This window comes from Pseudomonas sp. ZL2, assembly GCF_054788455.1.
This window is the reverse complement of record NZ_JBGOGX010000002.1, coordinates 258,893-275,318: the sequence shown is the minus strand read 5'-3', so window position 1 is coordinate 275,318 and position 16,426 is coordinate 258,893. Positions and strand designations below refer to the sequence as shown.

General features: G+C 62.7%; 13 protein-coding genes. 4 read left to right on the top strand and 9 right to left on the bottom strand.

Annotated features, from left to right (window positions below; translation table 11 throughout):
• Both cysS and ABM562_RS02625 read right to left on the bottom strand, forming a co-directional pair.
• The gene (cysS, locus tag ABM562_RS02630) at nt 1-1,383 is read right to left on the bottom strand and encodes a cysteine--tRNA ligase (RefSeq protein ID WP_258578104.1); all 1,383 of its coding nucleotides are present in this window, start codon (nt 1,381-1,383) and stop codon (nt 1-3) included.
• 9 nt (nt 1,384-1,392) lie between these two features.
• Nucleotides 1,393-3,096: a glutamine--tRNA ligase/YqeY domain fusion protein gene (locus tag ABM562_RS02625; protein WP_115086204.1), complete on the bottom strand. Its 1,704-nt coding sequence runs from the start codon at nt 3,094-3,096 to the stop codon at nt 1,393-1,395.
• Between the two features lie 237 nt (nt 3,097-3,333).
• Here ABM562_RS02625 and ABM562_RS02620 point away from each other — a divergent pair, with 237 nt between their 5' ends.
• Both ABM562_RS02620 and lpxH read left to right on the top strand, forming a co-directional pair.
• Nucleotides 3,334-3,837: a peptidylprolyl isomerase gene (locus ABM562_RS02620; protein WP_115086203.1), complete on the top strand. Its 504-nt coding sequence runs from the start codon at nt 3,334-3,336 to the stop codon at nt 3,835-3,837.
• Complete coding sequence (lpxH, locus tag ABM562_RS02615; protein ID WP_134061987.1) at nt 3,834-4,556, top strand: UDP-2,3-diacylglucosamine diphosphatase; 723 nt, start codon at nt 3,834-3,836, stop codon at nt 4,554-4,556. Before ABM562_RS02620 ends, lpxH begins: the two co-directional genes overlap by 4 nt.
• Before the next feature lie 101 nt (nt 4,557-4,657).
• Here lpxH and ABM562_RS02610 read toward each other — a convergent pair whose 3' ends face one another.
• The 5 genes from ABM562_RS02610 to ABM562_RS02590 form a co-directional block, all read right to left on the bottom strand.
• Nucleotides 4,658-6,190 carry a DHA2 family efflux MFS transporter permease subunit gene (locus ABM562_RS02610; protein ID WP_115086202.1) on the bottom strand — a complete coding sequence of 511 codons (1,533 nt, stop codon included), beginning with the start codon at nt 6,188-6,190 and terminating at the stop codon, nt 4,658-4,660.
• The gene (locus ABM562_RS02605; RefSeq protein WP_115086201.1) at nt 6,187-7,383 is read right to left on the bottom strand and encodes an HlyD family secretion protein; all 1,197 of its coding nucleotides are present in this window, start codon (nt 7,381-7,383) and stop codon (nt 6,187-6,189) included. The genes ABM562_RS02610 and ABM562_RS02605 overlap by 4 nt, the downstream gene beginning before the upstream one ends.
• A gap of 15 nt (nt 7,384-7,398) precedes the next feature.
• The gene (locus ABM562_RS02600; RefSeq protein WP_460420702.1) at nt 7,399-8,865 is read right to left on the bottom strand and encodes an efflux transporter outer membrane subunit; all 1,467 of its coding nucleotides are present in this window, start codon (nt 8,863-8,865) and stop codon (nt 7,399-7,401) included.
• Entirely contained in the window at nt 8,862-9,335 is a 474-nt protein-coding gene (locus ABM562_RS02595; RefSeq protein WP_115086199.1) for a MarR family winged helix-turn-helix transcriptional regulator, read from the bottom strand. Before ABM562_RS02595 ends, ABM562_RS02600 begins: the two co-directional genes overlap by 4 nt.
• Nucleotides 9,336-9,562: 227 nt before the next feature.
• On the bottom strand, nt 9,563-10,168 hold the full coding sequence (locus tag ABM562_RS02590; RefSeq protein ID WP_115086198.1) for a MiaE family protein: 606 nt from the start codon (nt 10,166-10,168) through the stop codon (nt 9,563-9,565).
• A gap of 158 nt (nt 10,169-10,326) precedes the next feature.
• Here ABM562_RS02590 and ABM562_RS02585 point away from each other — a divergent pair, with 158 nt between their 5' ends.
• Nucleotides 10,327-11,190 carry a universal stress protein gene (locus ABM562_RS02585; RefSeq protein ID WP_115086197.1) on the top strand — a complete coding sequence of 288 codons (864 nt, stop codon included), beginning with the start codon at nt 10,327-10,329 and terminating at the stop codon, nt 11,188-11,190.
• 98 nt (nt 11,191-11,288) lie between these two features.
• Here ABM562_RS02585 and ABM562_RS02580 read toward each other — a convergent pair whose 3' ends face one another.
• Complete coding sequence (locus tag ABM562_RS02580) at nt 11,289-11,756, bottom strand: DUF1289 domain-containing protein (RefSeq protein WP_134061979.1); 468 nt, start codon at nt 11,754-11,756, stop codon at nt 11,289-11,291.
• A 406-nt stretch (nt 11,757-12,162) separates the two neighbouring features.
• On the opposite strand from ABM562_RS02580, the gene acnB reads away from it, so the two are divergent.
• Nucleotides 12,163-14,772, top strand: a complete 2,610-nt coding sequence (gene acnB, locus ABM562_RS02575; protein WP_166675671.1) for a bifunctional aconitate hydratase 2/2-methylisocitrate dehydratase — start codon at nt 12,163-12,165, stop codon at nt 14,770-14,772.
• 147 nt (nt 14,773-14,919) lie between these two features.
• On the opposite strand, the gene prpD is transcribed toward acnB, so the two are convergent.
• Nucleotides 14,920-16,404 (bottom strand): 2-methylcitrate dehydratase, encoded by a 1,485-nt coding sequence (gene prpD / locus ABM562_RS02570; protein ID WP_460420699.1) that lies wholly within the window; start codon nt 16,402-16,404, stop codon nt 14,920-14,922.
• Between the last annotated feature and the right edge of the window lie 22 nt (nt 16,405-16,426).

Below are 16,426 nucleotides of genomic sequence, written 5' to 3'. Positions count from 1 at the left end.
TCAGTCAGCCAAGCGCCAGGTCGTGCCGCCCTTGCCGTCTTCCAGCACCACGCCCATGGCGGTCAACTGGTCGCGGATGCGGTCGGACTCGGCCCAGTTCTTGTCGGCACGCGCTTGCAGGCGCGCCTGGATCAGGGCTTCAACCTCGGCGGCATCGACCTTGCCTTCGGCACCGGCACGCAGGAAGTCATCGGCTTCCAGTTGCAGCACACCCAGCAGATCACCCAGCTCGCGCAGACGACCGGCCAGGCCAGCAGCGGCCTGTGGATCGCTCTCGCGCAGGCGGTTGATCTCGCGCACCAGGTCGAACAGCACGGCGCAGGCTTCGGGGGTGCCGAAATCGTCGTTCATCGCCGCCGTGAAGCGCTCGACGTACTCTTCGCCACCCTTGGCCGCCACTCGCGGCAGGCCGCGCAGGGCGTGGTAGAAACGCTCCAGGGCACCCTTGGACTCACGCAGGCTGTCTTCGGAGTAGTTGATCGAGCTGCGGTAGTGGCTCGACACCAGCAGGTAGCGCACCACCTCCGGGTGATACTTGTCGAGCACGTCGCGAATGGTGAAGAAGTTGTTCAAGGACTTGGACATCTTCTCGCCATTGATGCGAATCATGCCGCAGTGCATCCACGAGTTGGCGTACTGCTTGCCGGTCGCGGCCTCGCTCTGGGCGATTTCGTTCTCGTGGTGCGGGAACTCCAGGTCGTTGCCACCGCCGTGGATGTCGAAGCTCTCGCCCAGGCAGCAGGTGGACATCACCGAGCACTCGATGTGCCAGCCCGGACGGCCCGGGCCCCAGGGCGACTCCCAGCTCGGCTCGCCCGGCTTGACGCCCTTCCAGAGGACGAAGTCGAGCGGGTCCTGCTTGGCTTCGTCGACCTCGATGCGGGCACCGATGCGCAGGTCTTCGATCTTCTTGCGCGACAGCTTGCCGTAGCCGACGAACTTGCCGACCCGGTAGTACACGTCGCCGTTGCCCGGCGCGTAGGCATACCCTTTGTCGATCAGGGTCTGGATCATCGCGTGCATGCCGGCGATATGGTCGGTGGCACGCGGCTCCTGGTCCGGCGGCAGGATGTTCAGGCGGCGCTCGTCTTCGTGCATCGCGTCGATCATGCGGGCGGTCAGGGCGTCGAAGGATTCGCCGTTCTCGTTGGCCCGGTTGATGATCTTGTCATCGATGTCGGTGATGTTGCGCACGTAGGTCAGGTCGTAGCCGCTGTAACGCAGCCAGCGGGTCACCAGGTCGAAGGCGACCATGCTGCGCCCGTGGCCCAGGTGGCAGAAGTCGTAGACGGTCATGCCGCAGACGTACATCCGTACCTTGTTGCCTTCAAGCGGTTTGAAGACTTCCTTGGTCTTGCTGAGCGTGTTGTAGATGGTAAGCACGAGAGTTCCTTAGCTGCCCCACGAATCGCGCAGGGTCACGGTGCGGTTGAACACCGGGCGACCCGGCTGGGAGTCTTTCAGGTCGGCGCTGAAGTAGCCTTCGCGCTCGAACTGGAAGCGGTCTTCTGGCTGGGCCTGGCCCAGGGAAGGTTCCGCACGACAACCGGTCAGCACCTGCAGCGAATCAGGATTGATGTTGTCAAGGAAGTTGCCGCCATCTTCGGTCTTCTCGGGGTTGGCCGAGCGGAACAGGCGGTCGTACAGACGCACTTCGCATTCGACGCTGGCGTCGGCCGGCACCCAGTGGATCACGCCCTTGACCTTGCGGCCCTCGGGGTTCTTGCCCAGGGTGTCCGGGTCGTACGAGCAGCGCAGCTCGACGATGTTGCCGTCGGCGTCCTTGATCGCCTCGTCGGCGCGGATCACGTAGCTGCCGCGCAGGCGCACTTCACCGGCCGGCTCCAGGCGCTTGTAGCCCTTTGGCGGCTCTTCCATGAAGTCGTCGCGGTCGATGTAGATCTCGCGGGCGAATGGCAGCGCGCGCACGCCCATGTCTTCTTTCGGGTGGCGCGGCAGTTCGAGGTTCTCGACCTGGCCTTCAGGGTAGTTGGTAATGACCACTTTCAGCGGGCGCAGCACGCACATGGCGCGTGGCGCGGTGCGGTCGAGGTCGTCACGGATGCTGAATTCGAGCATCGACATGTCGACCACGCCGTCGGAGCGGTTGGTGCCGACCATTTCGCAGAAGTTGCGGATCGACGCCGGGGTGTAACCACGGCGGCGGAAGCCCGACAGGGTCGACATGCGCGGGTCGTCCCAGCCGTTGACGTGCTGCTCGTCGACCAGTTGCTTGAGCTTGCGCTTGCTGGTGATGGTGTAGTTCAGGTTCAGGCGGCTGAACTCGTACTGGCGCGGCTTGGCCGGCACCGGCAGGTTGTCGAGGAACCATTCGTACAGCGGGCGATGGCCTTCGAATTCGAGGGTGCAGATCGAGTGGGTGATGCCTTCGATGGCGTCCGACTGACCGTGGGTGAAGTCGTAGTTCGGATAGATGCACCACGCGTCACCGGTCTGGTGATGGTGGGCATGACGGATGCGGTAGAGGATCGGGTCGCGCAGGTTCATGTTCGGCGAGGCCATGTCGATCTTGGCCCGCAGCACGCGCTCGCCGTCCTTGAACTCGCCGGCTTTCATGCGCGCGAACAGGTCGAGGTTCTCGTCAACCGAACGCTCGCGGAACGGGCTGTTCTTGCCAGGCGTGGTCAGGTTGCCACGGTATTCCTTGGCCTGTTCCGGGGTCAGGTCGCAAACATAGGCCTTGCCGGCCTTGATCAGCTCGACCGCCCAGTCGTGCAGCTGGTCGAAGTATTGCGAAGCGTAGCGCACCGGGCCGGTCCACTCGAAGCCCAGCCACTTGATGTCGCTCTGGATCGCGTCGATGTACTCCTGGTCCTCTTTGGCCGGGTTGGTGTCATCGAAACGCAGGTGACAGGCCCCGCCGAATTCCTGGGCCAGGCCGAAGTTCACGCAGATCGACTTGGCATGGCCGATGTGCAGGTAACCGTTGGGCTCTGGCGGGAAACGGGTGACGATGCTGCTGTGCTTGCCCGAGTCCAAGTCTGCCTGCACGATCGGACGCAGGAAGTTCGCAGGGATGGCGGGAGCGCCTTTGGCAGCGGCGTTGGGAGCGGTGTCGGCAGTGGGCTTGCTCATAGGATCCTTGAATACGGGGTGCACGGCCTGGGTAGGCCGACTGAATCAAAGCGCTTATCATAGCCGAAGCGGTCGAGCTGCCGACAGCATCGCGCCGACAAACTGGCGCGATATTCGCCGGCGAATGCAAAAAAACTGCCGCGAACCACGTATCGCGGGCTGTAGACTGTGCGTCAGGTGTGTATCGCGATACTGCGCGAACTATTTTCCAATGCCTTGAATAGCGAGAATTTGAGCATGACCCAAGTCAAATTGACTACCAATCACGGCGACATCGTCATCGAACTGAACGCCGAGAAAGCCCCGATCACCGTGGCCAACTTCATCGAATACGTTAACGCTGGCCACTACAGCAACACTGTATTCCACCGCGTCATTGGTAACTTCATGATCCAGGGCGGCGGTTTCGAGCCAGGCATGAAAGAGAAGAAAGACAAGCGTCCAAGCATCCAGAACGAAGCCGACAACGGTCTGAGCAACGACAAGTACACCATTGCCATGGCCCGCACCATGGAGCCGCATTCGGCTTCGGCACAGTTCTTCATCAACGTCGCCGACAACAGCTTCCTCAACCACAGCGGCAAGAACGTGCAGGGTTGGGGCTATGCAGTGTTCGGTAAAGTTACCGAAGGCACCGACGTTGTCGACAAGATCAAAGCCGTTGCCACCGGTTCCAAGTCCGGTCACCAGGACGTGCCGAAGGACGACGTGATCATCGAGAAAGCCGAGATCATTGAGTGATACTGCTGATCTCTGATCTGCACCTGCAAGAAGAACGCCCGGACATTACCCGGGCGTTTGTTGATCTGCTTGACGGTCGTGCGCGGCACGCCGAGGCGCTGTACATCCTCGGTGATTTCTTCGAGGCGTGGATCGGCGACGACGCCATGACGCCCTTCCAGGCCTCGATCTGCCAAGCCCTGCGCGCCTTGAGCGACAGCGGCACGCAGGTCTTCCTGATGCACGGTAACCGCGACTTCCTGCTTGGCCAGGCCTTTTGCAAGGCCGCGGGCTGCACCCTGCTGGCTGACCCCAGCGTGGTCGAGATGGGCGGTGAGCCGGTGTTGCTGATGCACGGCGACAGCCTGTGCACCCGCGACCTGGCCTACATGAAAATGCGCCGTTACCTGCGCAATCCGCTGAGCCTGTGGATTCTCCGGCACCTGCCGCTGAGCACCCGCCAGAAGCTTGCGCGCAAGCTGCGCAGCGAAAGCCGAGCGCAGACGCGGATGAAGGCCAACGACATTGTCGATGTGACCGCGGAGGAAGTGCCGCGGATCATGCAGCAGTTCGGCGTGCGCACCCTGGTGCATGGGCATACCCATCGCCCGGCGATTCACAAGCTGGTGGTCGGCGATCAACCGGCGCGGCGTATCGTGCTGGGGGATTGGGACCGGCAAGGCTGGGCGTTGCAGGTGGATGAGCAAGGGTTTCAACTGCAGCCTTTTGCTTTTCCCTGATTGAAGGCCCTGCGGGCCTTATCGCTGGCAAGGCCAGCTCCCACAAGGGGCCTGTGCATACAGTTCCTGTGGGAGCCGGCCTTGCCGGCGATGCTTTTACTTCAATGCCCCGCCGACGCCGGCCCGGCCTTGGCCGCGAACGGCGGCTTGGCCAGCCATACCAACAGAACCAGGCCAGCGAAAATCCAGCCCATCAGGGTGAAGTAATCCACCGTCGACATCATGTACGCCTGACTGCTGAGCATTCGCTCCAGCTGCGCATACGATTGCCCGTTCGCCCCGCCCAGCTGGTTCAGCGCCTCACGGGTGGCCGGATCAAAGGTGCTGATGTTCTCGCTGAGGTAGGCATGATGCTGGTCCGCCCGGCGAATCCAGATCCAGGTAGTCAGCGACGCGGCAAAACTGCCGCCCAGGGTCCGCAGGAAAGTCGCCAGCCCCGAGCCATCGGCAATCTGGTGCGGCGGCAGGTCGGAAAGCAGGATGCTCAAGGTCGGCATGAAGAACAGCGCCACACCGATACCCATGAACAACTGCACCAGGGCGATGTGCTGAAAGTCGACTTCGTTGGTAAAGCCGGCGCGCATGAAGCAACTGGTGCCAATCGCCAGGAATGCCAGCCCCGCCAGCAAGCGCAGGTCGAACTTGTGCGCGTACTTGCCGACAAACGGCGACATCAGCACCGGCAACAGGCCGATCGGCGCCACCGCCAGGCCCGCCCAGGTGGCGGTGTAGCCCATCTGCGTCTGCAGCCACTGCGGCAGGATCAGGTTGATGCCGAAGAACCCGGCATAACCGCCGACCAGCACGATGGTGCCGATGCGAAAGTTGCGGTGCACGAACAGGCGCAGGTTGACCACCGGGTGCTTGTCGGTCAGTTCCCAGATGATGAACACCGCTAGGAACACCACCGAGATCAGGCTGCCGATGACGATGAAATTCGACTCGAACCAGTCCAGGTCATTGCCCTTGTCCAGCACGATCTGCAAGGCCCCGACGCCGATGATCAGGCTCAACAGGCCGATATAGTCCATCGGCTGACGGCTGGTGCTGACCGGGCGGCTGCGCATCTGCTGGCGCACCACGACAGCCGCGAACAGGCCGATCGGCACGTTGATGAAGAAAATCCACGGCCAGCTGTAGCTGTCGGTGATCCAGCCACCGAGAATCGGCCCGGCAATCGGCGCCACCACCGTGACCATCGCCAATAGCGCGAGTGCCATGCCACGTTTCGCCGGCGGATAGACCGCGATCAGCAGGGTCTGGGTCATCGGATAAAGAGGCCCGGCAACAATCCCCTGGAGCACGCGAAAGCCGACCAGCTCAGGCATCGACTGGGCGATGCCGCACAGGAACGAGGCCAGCACGAACAGCAGCGTGGCCCAGATGAACAGCTTGACCTCACCGAAGCGCCGGCTCAGCCAGCCGGTCAGCGGCAAGGCAATGGCATTGCTCACCGCAAACGAGGTGATGACCCAGGTGCCCTGCTCCGAACTCACGCCGAGGTTGCCGGAAATGGTCGGCAACGCCACGTTGGCGATGGTGGTGTCGAGCACCTGCATAAAGGTCGCCAGCGACAGGCCGATGGTGGTCAGCAACAGGCTCGGCGGTGTAAAGGAAGCCTGATTGCCGCTCATCGCTGCGCCGTCTTGCTGGAGCCTGCACTGTTGTCATGGATCAGCTTGCTGATCAGGGTATCGGCCTCGACCAGCTGACGGTCGTACACCTGGGTGGCGAACGAAGCCTTCTGCGGCGGCTGCTGGGCCAGGACCGGGCCGCTCTGGTCGTGCAGGTCGACTTCGACCTGGGTCGACAGGCCGATGCGCAGCGGGTGCTTGGCCAGTTGTTCGGCATTGATATGGATGCGCACCGGCACCCGCTGGACGATCTTGATCCAGTTGCCGGTAGCGTTCTGCGCCGGCAGCAGGGCGAAGGCGCTGCCGGTACCGGCGCCGAGGCTGTCGATGGTGCCGCTGTACTTGACGTCACTGCCGTACAGGTCGGCAACAATATCCACAGGCTGGCCAATGCGCATGTTGCGCAGCTGGGTTTCCTTGAAGTTGGCGTCGATCCACAGCTGGTCCAGGGGGATCACCGCCATGGTCGCGGTGCCCGGCTGCAGGCGCTGGCCCAGTTGCACGGTGCGCTTGGCCACGTAGCCCGTGACCGGCGCCACCAGGGTGGTGCGGGCGTTGTTCAGATAGGCCTGGCGCAGTTCAGCGGCAGCGGCCATCACCTCGGGGTGCGACGACACCACGGTGTCATCGACCAGCGCAGTAGTGGTGTTGAGTTGCTGCCTGGCATTGCTCAGCGCACTCTGCGCCGACGACAGGTCGTCACGGGCGTGGGACAGCTCCTCCTGGGAGATGGCCCCGCCGGCGGCGAGGGTCTTGCGTCGATTGAAGTTTTCCTGGGCCTTGCTCAGCTCGGCCTGACGCGCCGCCACCTGGGCTTTCATGCCGTCGACATTGCTGTACAAGCCGCGCACCTGGCGTACGGCGCGGGCCAACTTGGCTTCGGCGGCCTGCAGGCCGACCTCGGCATCGCTGGGGTCGAATTCGAGCAGCACCTGGCCTTCATGGACCAGGTCGCCATCGTCAGCGCCGATGCTGACTACGGTGCCGGTAACCAGCGGAGTGATTTCCACCACGTTGCCGTTTACATAGGCATCGTCGGTCTCTTCGCTCCAGCGCCCGTAGAGCTCGTGCCAGGCCCAGACCGCGCCGCCAGCGACGACGATCAGCAGCGCAAGGGCCAGCAGCCAGGTCTTGCGCTTGCGCTGGTTGTCGAGGTCCTGCGTGGTGTCATCCGCAGAAGAAGTAGTGGCCATTGCTAATTCCTTGGCTTAGTGAATACGTGAAGTCGAAGGCAGCGCGGCTGCCTGGGTGTCGCCCTGGAAACCACCACCCAGGGCTTGCATCAGCTGGATCGACATGTCGATCTGTTCGGCATTGAGCTCGGCCAGTTGGCGCTGGGCCTGGAGCAGCTGCTGCTCGACGCTGAGTACATCGAGGTAGTTGCCGATGCCGGAGCCGTAGCGCTGCATCACCGTGTCATAGGACTGCTGGGCGATGTCGGTGGCGTGCTGCTTGGCGACGATCTGCCGGCCCAGGGCATGCAACTGGTCAATGCTGTCGCTGACCTCGCCGAGGGCACTGACCAGGCGTTTGTTGTACTGGGCCACGGCCAGGTCGTAGTCGGCGTCGCGGGCATCGAGGTCGGCGCGCAGGCGGCCTCCATCGAAGATCGGCAGCGACACCGCCGGGGCAATATTGAAGAAGCGGCTCGGCGCACCGAAGATCGCATCGCCCAACAGCGCCTGGGTGCCAGCGGCGGCACTGAGGTTGAGGTTGGGGTAGAAGCGGGTCTTGCTGGCGTCGATCTCCTTGCTTGCCGCCTCGACCCGCCAGCGTGCGGCCACCAGGTCCGGGCGACGCCCGAGCAGCTCGGCCGGCAAGGCTGAAGGCAAGGCCACGGCGCCAGGCTTGAGCACGGCCGGGCGGCTGATCTGGCCACCGCGATCCGGGCCTTTGCCAAGCAGTACCGCCAGGGCGATCTGGGCGCTGCGCAGTTGTTTCCCGGCGTTGATCGCCTGCTCTTCGGAGCTGGCCGCCAGGCTTTCGGTCTGCTGGTACTGGTAGGTACTGTCGATGCCCGAGGCCAGGCGGCGCTGGCCCAGTTCGAGCATCTGCCGGGTGCGCTTGAGGTCGTCCTGGGTCAGGTCGTGGACGATATAGGCCTGGCCCAGCTGGCTGTAGGCGCGGGCGACATCGGCAGCGAGGGTCAGGCTCGCGGTCTGGCGGTCGATCTCGGCGGCGCGGGCTTCGCCCAGGGCAGCTTCCCAGGCATCACGCTGGCCGCCCCAGAGGTCGAAGGTGTAATTGAAGTCGACACCGAGGCTGCGCAGGGTCGAGTAGCTGCCACCCTGCCCGCTCGGGTCCTGGTCGCGAGCCAGGCGCGAACGGCTGACGCTGGCCTCGGCATCCAGGGTCGGCATGCGTGCAGCATCGGCGGCATAGGCCGCGGCGCTGGCCTGGTGGGCACGGGCGCTGGCGATCTGCATATCAGGGCTGTCCTGCAGGGCTTCACGGATCAGGCCGTCGAGCTGTGGATCGCCCAACTGGGTCCACCAGTCGCTTTTCGGCCAGGCGGCGGGCGAGAGTTTGATGCCGCTCAGGGTCTGCGCGGCGTTCAACCCTGCAGCGTTAATGCTGCTGGCTTCGGTGTGCAGGCCACGATAGCTGGCGCAACCGGCCAGGGTCAGGGCCAGCACCAGCAGGCTCAGGCCGGCACGCAAGGGTCTGGCGCTCATTTGGCACCTACACGCATGGCCGTCAGGGTGTCGCCGGAAGCCAGCAGCACCTTGGTCAGGATGGCTTCGAGGGTAGCCAGCTCGCTCGGCTCGAGCACGCCCACCAGCTCGTTCATCGCTGCTGCGCCGATCTGCGGCAACTGGTCGGCGAGCTTCTGGCCGTCCTCGCTCAGTTCCAGACGAATTTGCCGACGGTCGTCAGGGCAACGGCGGCGGATGATCAGGTCTTTCTGTTCGAGACGGTCGAGCATGCGCGTCATCGAACCGCTGTCTACCGACAGGTAGCGGCACAGCTCGGCCGGGGTGTCGACGCCGTACTGGGCGACGATGATCAGCACCTTGAACTGCGCAGCGGTAACGCCGTAGGGCTGCATGTGGCTGTCGATGATGCGGTCTTTGACCAGCGCGGCGCGACCCAGAAGCATGCCGAGGGTGCAGTTCTGGAAGTTTTCCGGGGTGTAATGCTGCATGGACGGAGATACCTGCTTAGGCAGTAAGTTACACAATGTTACTGCTTAGGCAGCTAACGTCAAGGCATTAATTAGCTTGCTTATTATTTTCACGACAAAAGGGGCTGCGTCGCAGCCCATCGCCGGCAACGCCTGCTCCCACAGTGGTTCAGTGCACGCAGCACTATTGTGGGAGCTGGCGTTGCCAGCGATGGGCTGCAAGGCAGCCCCCATTCAAAGCAGGTCAGTCAGGCAGGCACGCCACTGTGAAAGCGAAACTCTTCATCCGGGCTGCTGATCAGTTCGGCCTCGACCGCCCTGACCTTCTCCACCACCCGTTCGATATCCGCCGCATCACCGTACTGATGGGCGAGCTTCAGGTAACCCTGGTAATGCCGCGCCTCGCTGTTGAGCAGGCCGTGATAGAACTTGCCCAGCTCTTCGTCCAGGTGCGGCACCAGTGCGGCAAAGCGCTCGCAACTGCGCGCTTCAATAAAGGCACCGACGACCAGGGTGTCCACCAGCTTCACCGGCTCATGGGTCCGCACCACCCGGCGCAGGCCCGAGGCATAGCGCCCGGCCGACAACGGACGCAGGGCAATCTTGCGCCGTTTCATCAGGCGCAGCACCTGCTCGTGGTGCACCAGCTCTTCACGGGCCAGGCGCGACATCATGTTGATCAGATCCAGGTGCGTGTTGTACTTGGCCATCAAGCTCAGCGCGGTGCTGGCGGCCTTGAACTCGCAGTTCTTGTGATCGATCAGCAGGGTCTCCTGGTCGGCAAGCGCCGCCTGGACCCAGGCGTCAGGGGTACGGCAACCAAGGAAGGCTTCGATTTCGGGAATAAGGGACATAGGCTCACAAACAGGCAGGGCAAACGGCAAGACCGGCGATTATACCGGCAGCAGCGCCGATCACCAGTGAACTATGCTTGATACATATCAACGCCCATTGCAGTTGGCGCCGACTATAGTCAGGCATTGGCCGCCATTTATGAAGGGAGTTCACGCTCATGCTAGAAGTACGCAGCATCCTGGTGGTACTTGATCCCGAACACGCGCACAGCCGGGCGCTGACCCGGGCCAAACTGATCGCCGGGGTCACCGGCGCGCGCCTGCACCTGCTGATGTGCGACAAGAGACAGGACCACAGCGCGCTGCTCAGCCTGCTGGCCAGCCAGCTGCATGATGACGGCTACGATAACGTGACCCATGAGCAGGCCTGGCACGACTCCCTGCACGAGTCGATCATCGACGTGCAGCAGGCCGAAGGCTGCGAGCTGGTGATCAAGGAACATCGCCCGGACAACCCGCTCAAGCGCGCCCTGCTCACCCCCAGCGACTGGAAGCTGCTGCGCCAGTGCCCGTGCGCGGTGCTGATGGTCAAGACCGAGCGGCCGTGGACTGGCGGAGTGATCCTCGCCGCGGTGGATGTCGGCAACCACGACGAGGCCCATCGCCTGCTGCACACCAGCATCATCGACCATGGCTACGCGATTACCAGCCTGGCCAAGGGCGAGCTGCATGTGATCAGCGCCCATCCGTCGCCGATGCTGTCAGCGGCAGACCCGGTGTACCAGCTCAAGGACACCATCGAACGCAAGTACCGCGAGGAATGCGCGGCGTTCCAGGCCGAGTTCGACATCAGCGATGAGCACCTGCATGTCGCCGAAGGCCCGGCGGATGTGCTGATCCCCTATACGGCGAGCAAGTACGACGCGGTGGTGACGGTGATCGGTACCGTGGCCCGTACCGGGATTTCCGGCGCGCTGATCGGCAACACCGCCGAGGTGGTGCTGGATGCGCTGGAGTGCGATGTGCTGGTGCTCAAGACCGAGGAAGTTAAGGTGCACCTGACGGAACTGGCCAGAAGCTGAGGGCCTCATCGCTGGCAAGCCAGCTCCCACAGGGACTGCATGCACTGATCTTGTGGGAGCTGGCTTGCCAGCGATGGGCTGCAAAGCAGCCCCGGCTTTTAGCCCAAGGCATCCTTGAGAAACCCCGGCGCGATATAGCGCTGGTAATGGGCCTCGGACAGCAAGAAGAATTCCCGATCAATGGCATCGCGCAACTCGGGCAGTTCCCAGTCACGAAACTCCGGCAACAACACCATGCCGTAAGCCTCCAGCTCACGGATCACCCGCGCCCCGCGGGCAATCAGTTGATACGCCCAGCAATATTCGGACTGGTGCGGCACGAAGCGGATCTTGCGCAGCTCCAGTTGCTCGCGCAGGCGCGTGGCATCAAAGACTTCAAGTTTGGCCACCATGACCTGCACCAGCAATTGCTCCAGGCGCAGCCACACCGCACGCTTTTCGTCTTCGTTGTAGCCGTTCCAGTTGATCACTTCATGGTGAAAACGCTTGCAGCCACGGCACACCAAGTCCCCGTAAACCGTGGAGCAGAGGCCGACACAAGGCGTTTTAATTGACTGATTGGACATGAAAAAATCGACAGTTTGGCGGTGGAACAGGCTGCCATGTTAGCCCTTTGTCTAACGAGGGTCACCCGCTAAAGTCATCCAGCGCGCCTTACCTTTATCGACTTTTTACCGTAGAATCATCCGGCCTTTTTAAGGCAGCAATGTCCGTTAGAAGCTGTTTTCAAAGCGTCACGAGCACAGTTCATCCGGTAGAACGGCGTTGGCCCGGGATATTCGTCAAGCGCATGTCCCGCGCCAGCCCTCATCAGCCTCCGTTCTACAGGCGTAAAACTTTGAAAGCAGCTTCTGTAAGGATTTCCTGCAACCCTGGCTACGCGGCCCAAGAAGCCGTATTGCGCACGGGTGCCGGAATTTCTGGATGAGCGTCCCGGACACCCATTTGGGACCACTGATGAGGGTAATAACTGTGCTTGAAGCCTACCGCAAACACATCGAAGAGCGTGCCGCCCAGGGTATCGTGCCCCAGCCGCTTAACGCCGAACAAACCGCAGGCCTGGTCGAGCTGCTGAAGAATCCCCCTGCTGGCGAAGAAGCAGTCCTCGTCGACCTGATCACCAACCGCGTTCCACCAGGAGTGGACGAAGCCGCCTACGTCAAGGCCGGTTTCCTTTCCGCCGTCGCCAAAGGCGAAGCCAACTCCCCGCTGATCGACAAGAAGCGCGCCGTTGAGCTGCTGGGCACCATGCAGGGCGGCTACAACATCGCCACCATGGTCGAGCTGCTGGACAACGCCGAACTGGCCCCTGTCGCCGCCGAACAGCTCAAGCACACCCTGCTGATGTTCGATGCGTTCCACGACGTCGCCGAAAAAGCCAAGGCGGGCAATGCCCACGCCAAGGCCGTGCTGGATTCCTGGGCCGCCGGTGAGTGGTTCACCAGCAAGCCAGCCATCGCTGACAAGTACAGCCTGACCGTGTTCAAGGTCCCTGGCGAAACCAACACCGACGACCTGTCCCCTGCCCCGGACGCCTGGTCGCGCCCTGACATCCCGCTGCACGCCCTGGCCATGCTGAAAATGGCCCGTGACGGCATCGTGCCTGAGCAACAAGGCGCCATCGGCCCGCTCAAGCAGATCGAAGAAGTCAAAGCCAAGGGCTTCCCGGTTGCCTACGTCGGTGACGTGGTCGGTACCGGTTCTTCGCGTAAGTCCGCGACCAACTCGGTACTGTGGTTCTTCGGCGACGACATCCCGTACGTACCGAACAAGCGTGCTGGCGGCTTCTGCTTCGGCTCGAAAATCGCCCCGATCTTCTACAACACCATGGAAGACGCCGGCGCCCTGCCGATCGAGTTCGACGTGTCGAACCTGAACATGGGCGACGTCATCGACGTGTACCCGCACGCCGGCAAAGTCTGCAAGCACGGCACCGAAGACGTCATCACCACCTTCGAACTGAAGACCCCGGTGCTGCTCGACGAAGTCCGCGCTGGCGGCCGTATCCCGCTGATCGTCGGCCGTGGCCTGACCGAGAAAGCCCGTGCCGAGCTGGGCCTGGGCCCAACCGACCTGTTCAAGCTGCCTGAAGCACCTGTCGACACCGGCAAGGGCTACACCCTGGCACAGAAGATGGTCGGTAAAGCCTGCGGCCTGCCGGAAGGCAAAGGCGTGCGTCCAGGCACCTACTGCGAACCGAAGATGACCACCGTCGGCTCCCAGGACACCACTGGCCCGATGACCCGCGACGAGCTGAAAGACCTGGCGTGCCTGGGCTTCTCCGCCGACCTGGTCATGCAGTCGTTCTGCCACACCGCGGCCTATCCGAAGCCGATCGACGTCACCACCCACCACACCCTGCCGGATTTCATCCGCACCCGTGGCGGCGTGTCCCTGCGTCCAGGCGACGGCATCATCCACAGCTGGCTGAACCGCATGCTGCTGCCGGACACCGTCGGTACCGGTGGTGACTCGCACACCCGCTTCCCGATCGGCATCTCGTTCCCGGCCGGTTCCGGCCTGGTCGCCTTCGCCGCTGCCACCGGCGTCATGCCGCTGGACATGCCGGAGTCGGTACTGGTGCGCTTCAAGGGCAAACTGCAACCGGGCATCACCCTGCGTGACCTGGTCCACGCCATCCCTTACTACGGCATCCAGAAAGGCCTGCTGACCGTCGAGAAGAAAGGCAAGATCAACGCCTTCTCCGGCCGCATCCTGGAAATCGAAGGCCTGGACGAGCTGACCGTCGAGCAAGCGTTCGAACTGTCCGACGCCTCGGCTGAACGTTCGGCTGCCGGTTGCACCATCAAGCTGCCAGAAAAAGCCGTTGCCGAGTACCTGAAGTCGAACATCACCCTGCTGCGCTGGATGATCAGCGAAGGCTACGGCGATGCCCGCACCATGGAACGTCGCGCCCAAGCGATGGAAGCCTGGCTGGCCAACCCGCAGCTGCTGGCTGCCGACAAGGACGCCGAATACGCCGAGATCATCGAGATCGACCTGGCCGACGTCAAAGAGCCTGTGCTCTGCGCCCCGAACGACCCGGACGACGCCCGTCTGCTCTCCTCCGTACAGGGCGAGAAGATCGACGAAGTGTTCATCGGTTCGTGCATGACCAACATTGGTCACTTCCGCGCTGCCGGCAAGCTGCTGGACAAGGTCAAAGGCTCGATCCCGACCCGTCTGTGGCTGTCGCCGCCAACCAAGATGGACGCTCACCAGCTGACCGAAGAAGGCTACTACGGCATCTACGGCAAGGCTGGCGCGCGCATGGAAATGCCGGGCTGCTCGCTGTGCATGGGTAACCAGGCACGTGTTGCAGCGAACTCGACCGTTGTGTCGACTTCGACCCGTAACTTCCCGAACCGTCTGGGCGATGGTGCCAACGTCTACCTGGCGTCTGCCGAGCTGGCCGCTGTTGCCTCGATCCTGGGCAAGCTGCCAACCGTCGAAGAGTACATGGAGTACGCGAAGAACATCGACAGCATGGCTGCCGACGTTTACCGCTACCTGAGCTTCGACCAGATCGCCGAGTTCCGTGAAGCGGCTGCGAACGCCAAGATCCCGGTTGTTCAAGCGTAAGCTGACTTAGCGTGAAAAAAAGCCCCGCCAATTGGCGGGGCTTTTTATTGGGCCTGCTTTGCAGGCCATCGCTAGCAAGGCCAGCTCCCACAGGGAATGTCTACACAGGACCACTGTGGGAGCCGGCGTTGCCGGCGATGAGGCCCTTCAGATCACGAACAAATCCACAAACCGCTGCACCGCCGTCGCCTCAAGCGCCGCCTGGTCTTTGCACAAGGCAAAGATCTCGGCGCTGCGCTGCCCGGTAAAACGCGTCGCCAGGTTGGCCTTGAACTTCTCTTCCAGCAATGGGATCCCCTCGGCCCGACGGCGACGATGGCCAATCGGGTACTCCACCACCACCTGCTCGGTGCTCGAACCGTCATTGAAAAACACCTGCACGGCATTGGCGATCGAACGCTTGTCGGCCTCCAGGTATTCACGGGTATAACGCGGCTCTTCGACGATATCCATCTTCTCGCGCAGGCGGTCGATGATCGGGTGCGCGGCATGGAAATCATCTTCGTATTGTTCGGCCACCAGGTTGCCGAAAATCAGCGGCACGGCGGTCATGTACTGGAGGCAGTGATCGCGGTCGGCGGCATTGGCCAGGGTGCCGACCTTGGAGATGATGCGGATCGCCGATTCATGGGTGGTAATGACAATACGCTCGATTTCATGCAGGCGGTTGCGCACCTGCGGGTGCAGAATCACCGCCGCCTCACAGGCAGTCTGGGCATGGAATTCGGCAGGGAAGCTGATCTTGAACAGCACGTTTTCCATCACGTAGCTGGCGTATTTCTGCGTCAGGCTGAAGGCGCGCTTGTCTTCAGGCTTGAGCGCCAGGTCCTTGTTGGTGTGACTGAACAGCACATCATAAAAGCCCCACTGCGGCGCGCTCAGTACCCCGGGAATACCCATCTCGCCACGCAGGGCGATATCGGCCAGGCGCACGCCGCGGCTGGAAGCATCGCCCGCCGCCCAGGACTTGCGCGAGCCGGCATTCGGCGCATGGCGATAAGTACGCAGCGCCTGGCCGTCGACGAAGGCATGGGAAAGTGCCGCCAGCAGCTGTTCGCGATTGGCGCCCATGAGCTTGGCGCACACGGCCGTCGAGGCGACCTTGACCAGCAGCACATGGTCCAGCCCGACGCGGTTGAAGGAGTTTTCCAGGGCAATTACACCCTGGATCTCGTGGGCCATGATCATCGCCTCAAGCACCACGCGCATGCTCAAGGGCGCTTCGCCATTGGCCACACGTTTTTGCGAGAGGTGATCGGCCACGGCCAGGATGCCGCCGAGGTTGTCCGAGGGATGCCCCCACTCGGCGGCCAGCCAGGTGTCGTTGTAGTCGAGCCAACGGACGATACAACCGATGTCCCAAGCGGCCTTGACCGGGTCCAGGCGGTAGCTGGTACCCGGCACCCGCGCGCCGAACGGCACCACGGTCCCCTCCACCAGCGGCCCCAGGTGCTTGGTGCATTCGGGGAAGCGCAACGCCAGCAGGCCGCAGCCCAGGGTATCCATCAGGCAGTTGCGCGCCGTGTCCAGCGCCTCCGGCGATTCGGCCTTGAAGCCCAGGACGTAATCAGCGATGTCCTGCAGCACCCGGTCATAATCGGGGCGGTTGTTCAGATCAACGTTGGCACTCATCTCACATCTCTCTGTTGACGTA

Coding starts and splice junctions, on each gene's coding strand:
- ABM562_RS02605 (WP_115086201.1), bottom strand. CDS start 7,383: ATGGCCACTACTTCTTCTGCGGATGACACCACGCAGGACCTCGACAAC.
- ABM562_RS02625 (WP_115086204.1), bottom strand. CDS start 3,096: ATGAGCAAGCCCACTGCCGACACCGCTCCCAACGCCGCTGCCAAAGGC.
- ABM562_RS02620 (WP_115086203.1), top strand. CDS start 3,334: ATGACCCAAGTCAAATTGACTACCAATCACGGCGACATCGTCATCGAA.
- ABM562_RS02580 (WP_134061979.1), bottom strand. CDS start 11,756: ATGTCCAATCAGTCAATTAAAACGCCTTGTGTCGGCCTCTGCTCCACG.
- ABM562_RS02595 (WP_115086199.1), bottom strand. CDS start 9,335: ATGCAGCATTACACCCCGGAAAACTTCCAGAACTGCACCCTCGGCATG.
- ABM562_RS02610 (WP_115086202.1), bottom strand. CDS start 6,190: ATGAGCGGCAATCAGGCTTCCTTTACACCGCCGAGCCTGTTGCTGACC.
- ABM562_RS02585 (WP_115086197.1), top strand. CDS start 10,327: ATGCTAGAAGTACGCAGCATCCTGGTGGTACTTGATCCCGAACACGCG.
- prpD (WP_460420699.1), bottom strand. CDS start 16,404: ATGAGTGCCAACGTTGATCTGAACAACCGCCCCGATTATGACCGGGTG.
- ABM562_RS02590 (WP_115086198.1), bottom strand. CDS start 10,168: ATGTCCCTTATTCCCGAAATCGAAGCCTTCCTTGGTTGCCGTACCCCT.
- ABM562_RS02600 (WP_460420702.1), bottom strand. CDS start 8,865: ATGAGCGCCAGACCCTTGCGTGCCGGCCTGAGCCTGCTGGTGCTGGCC.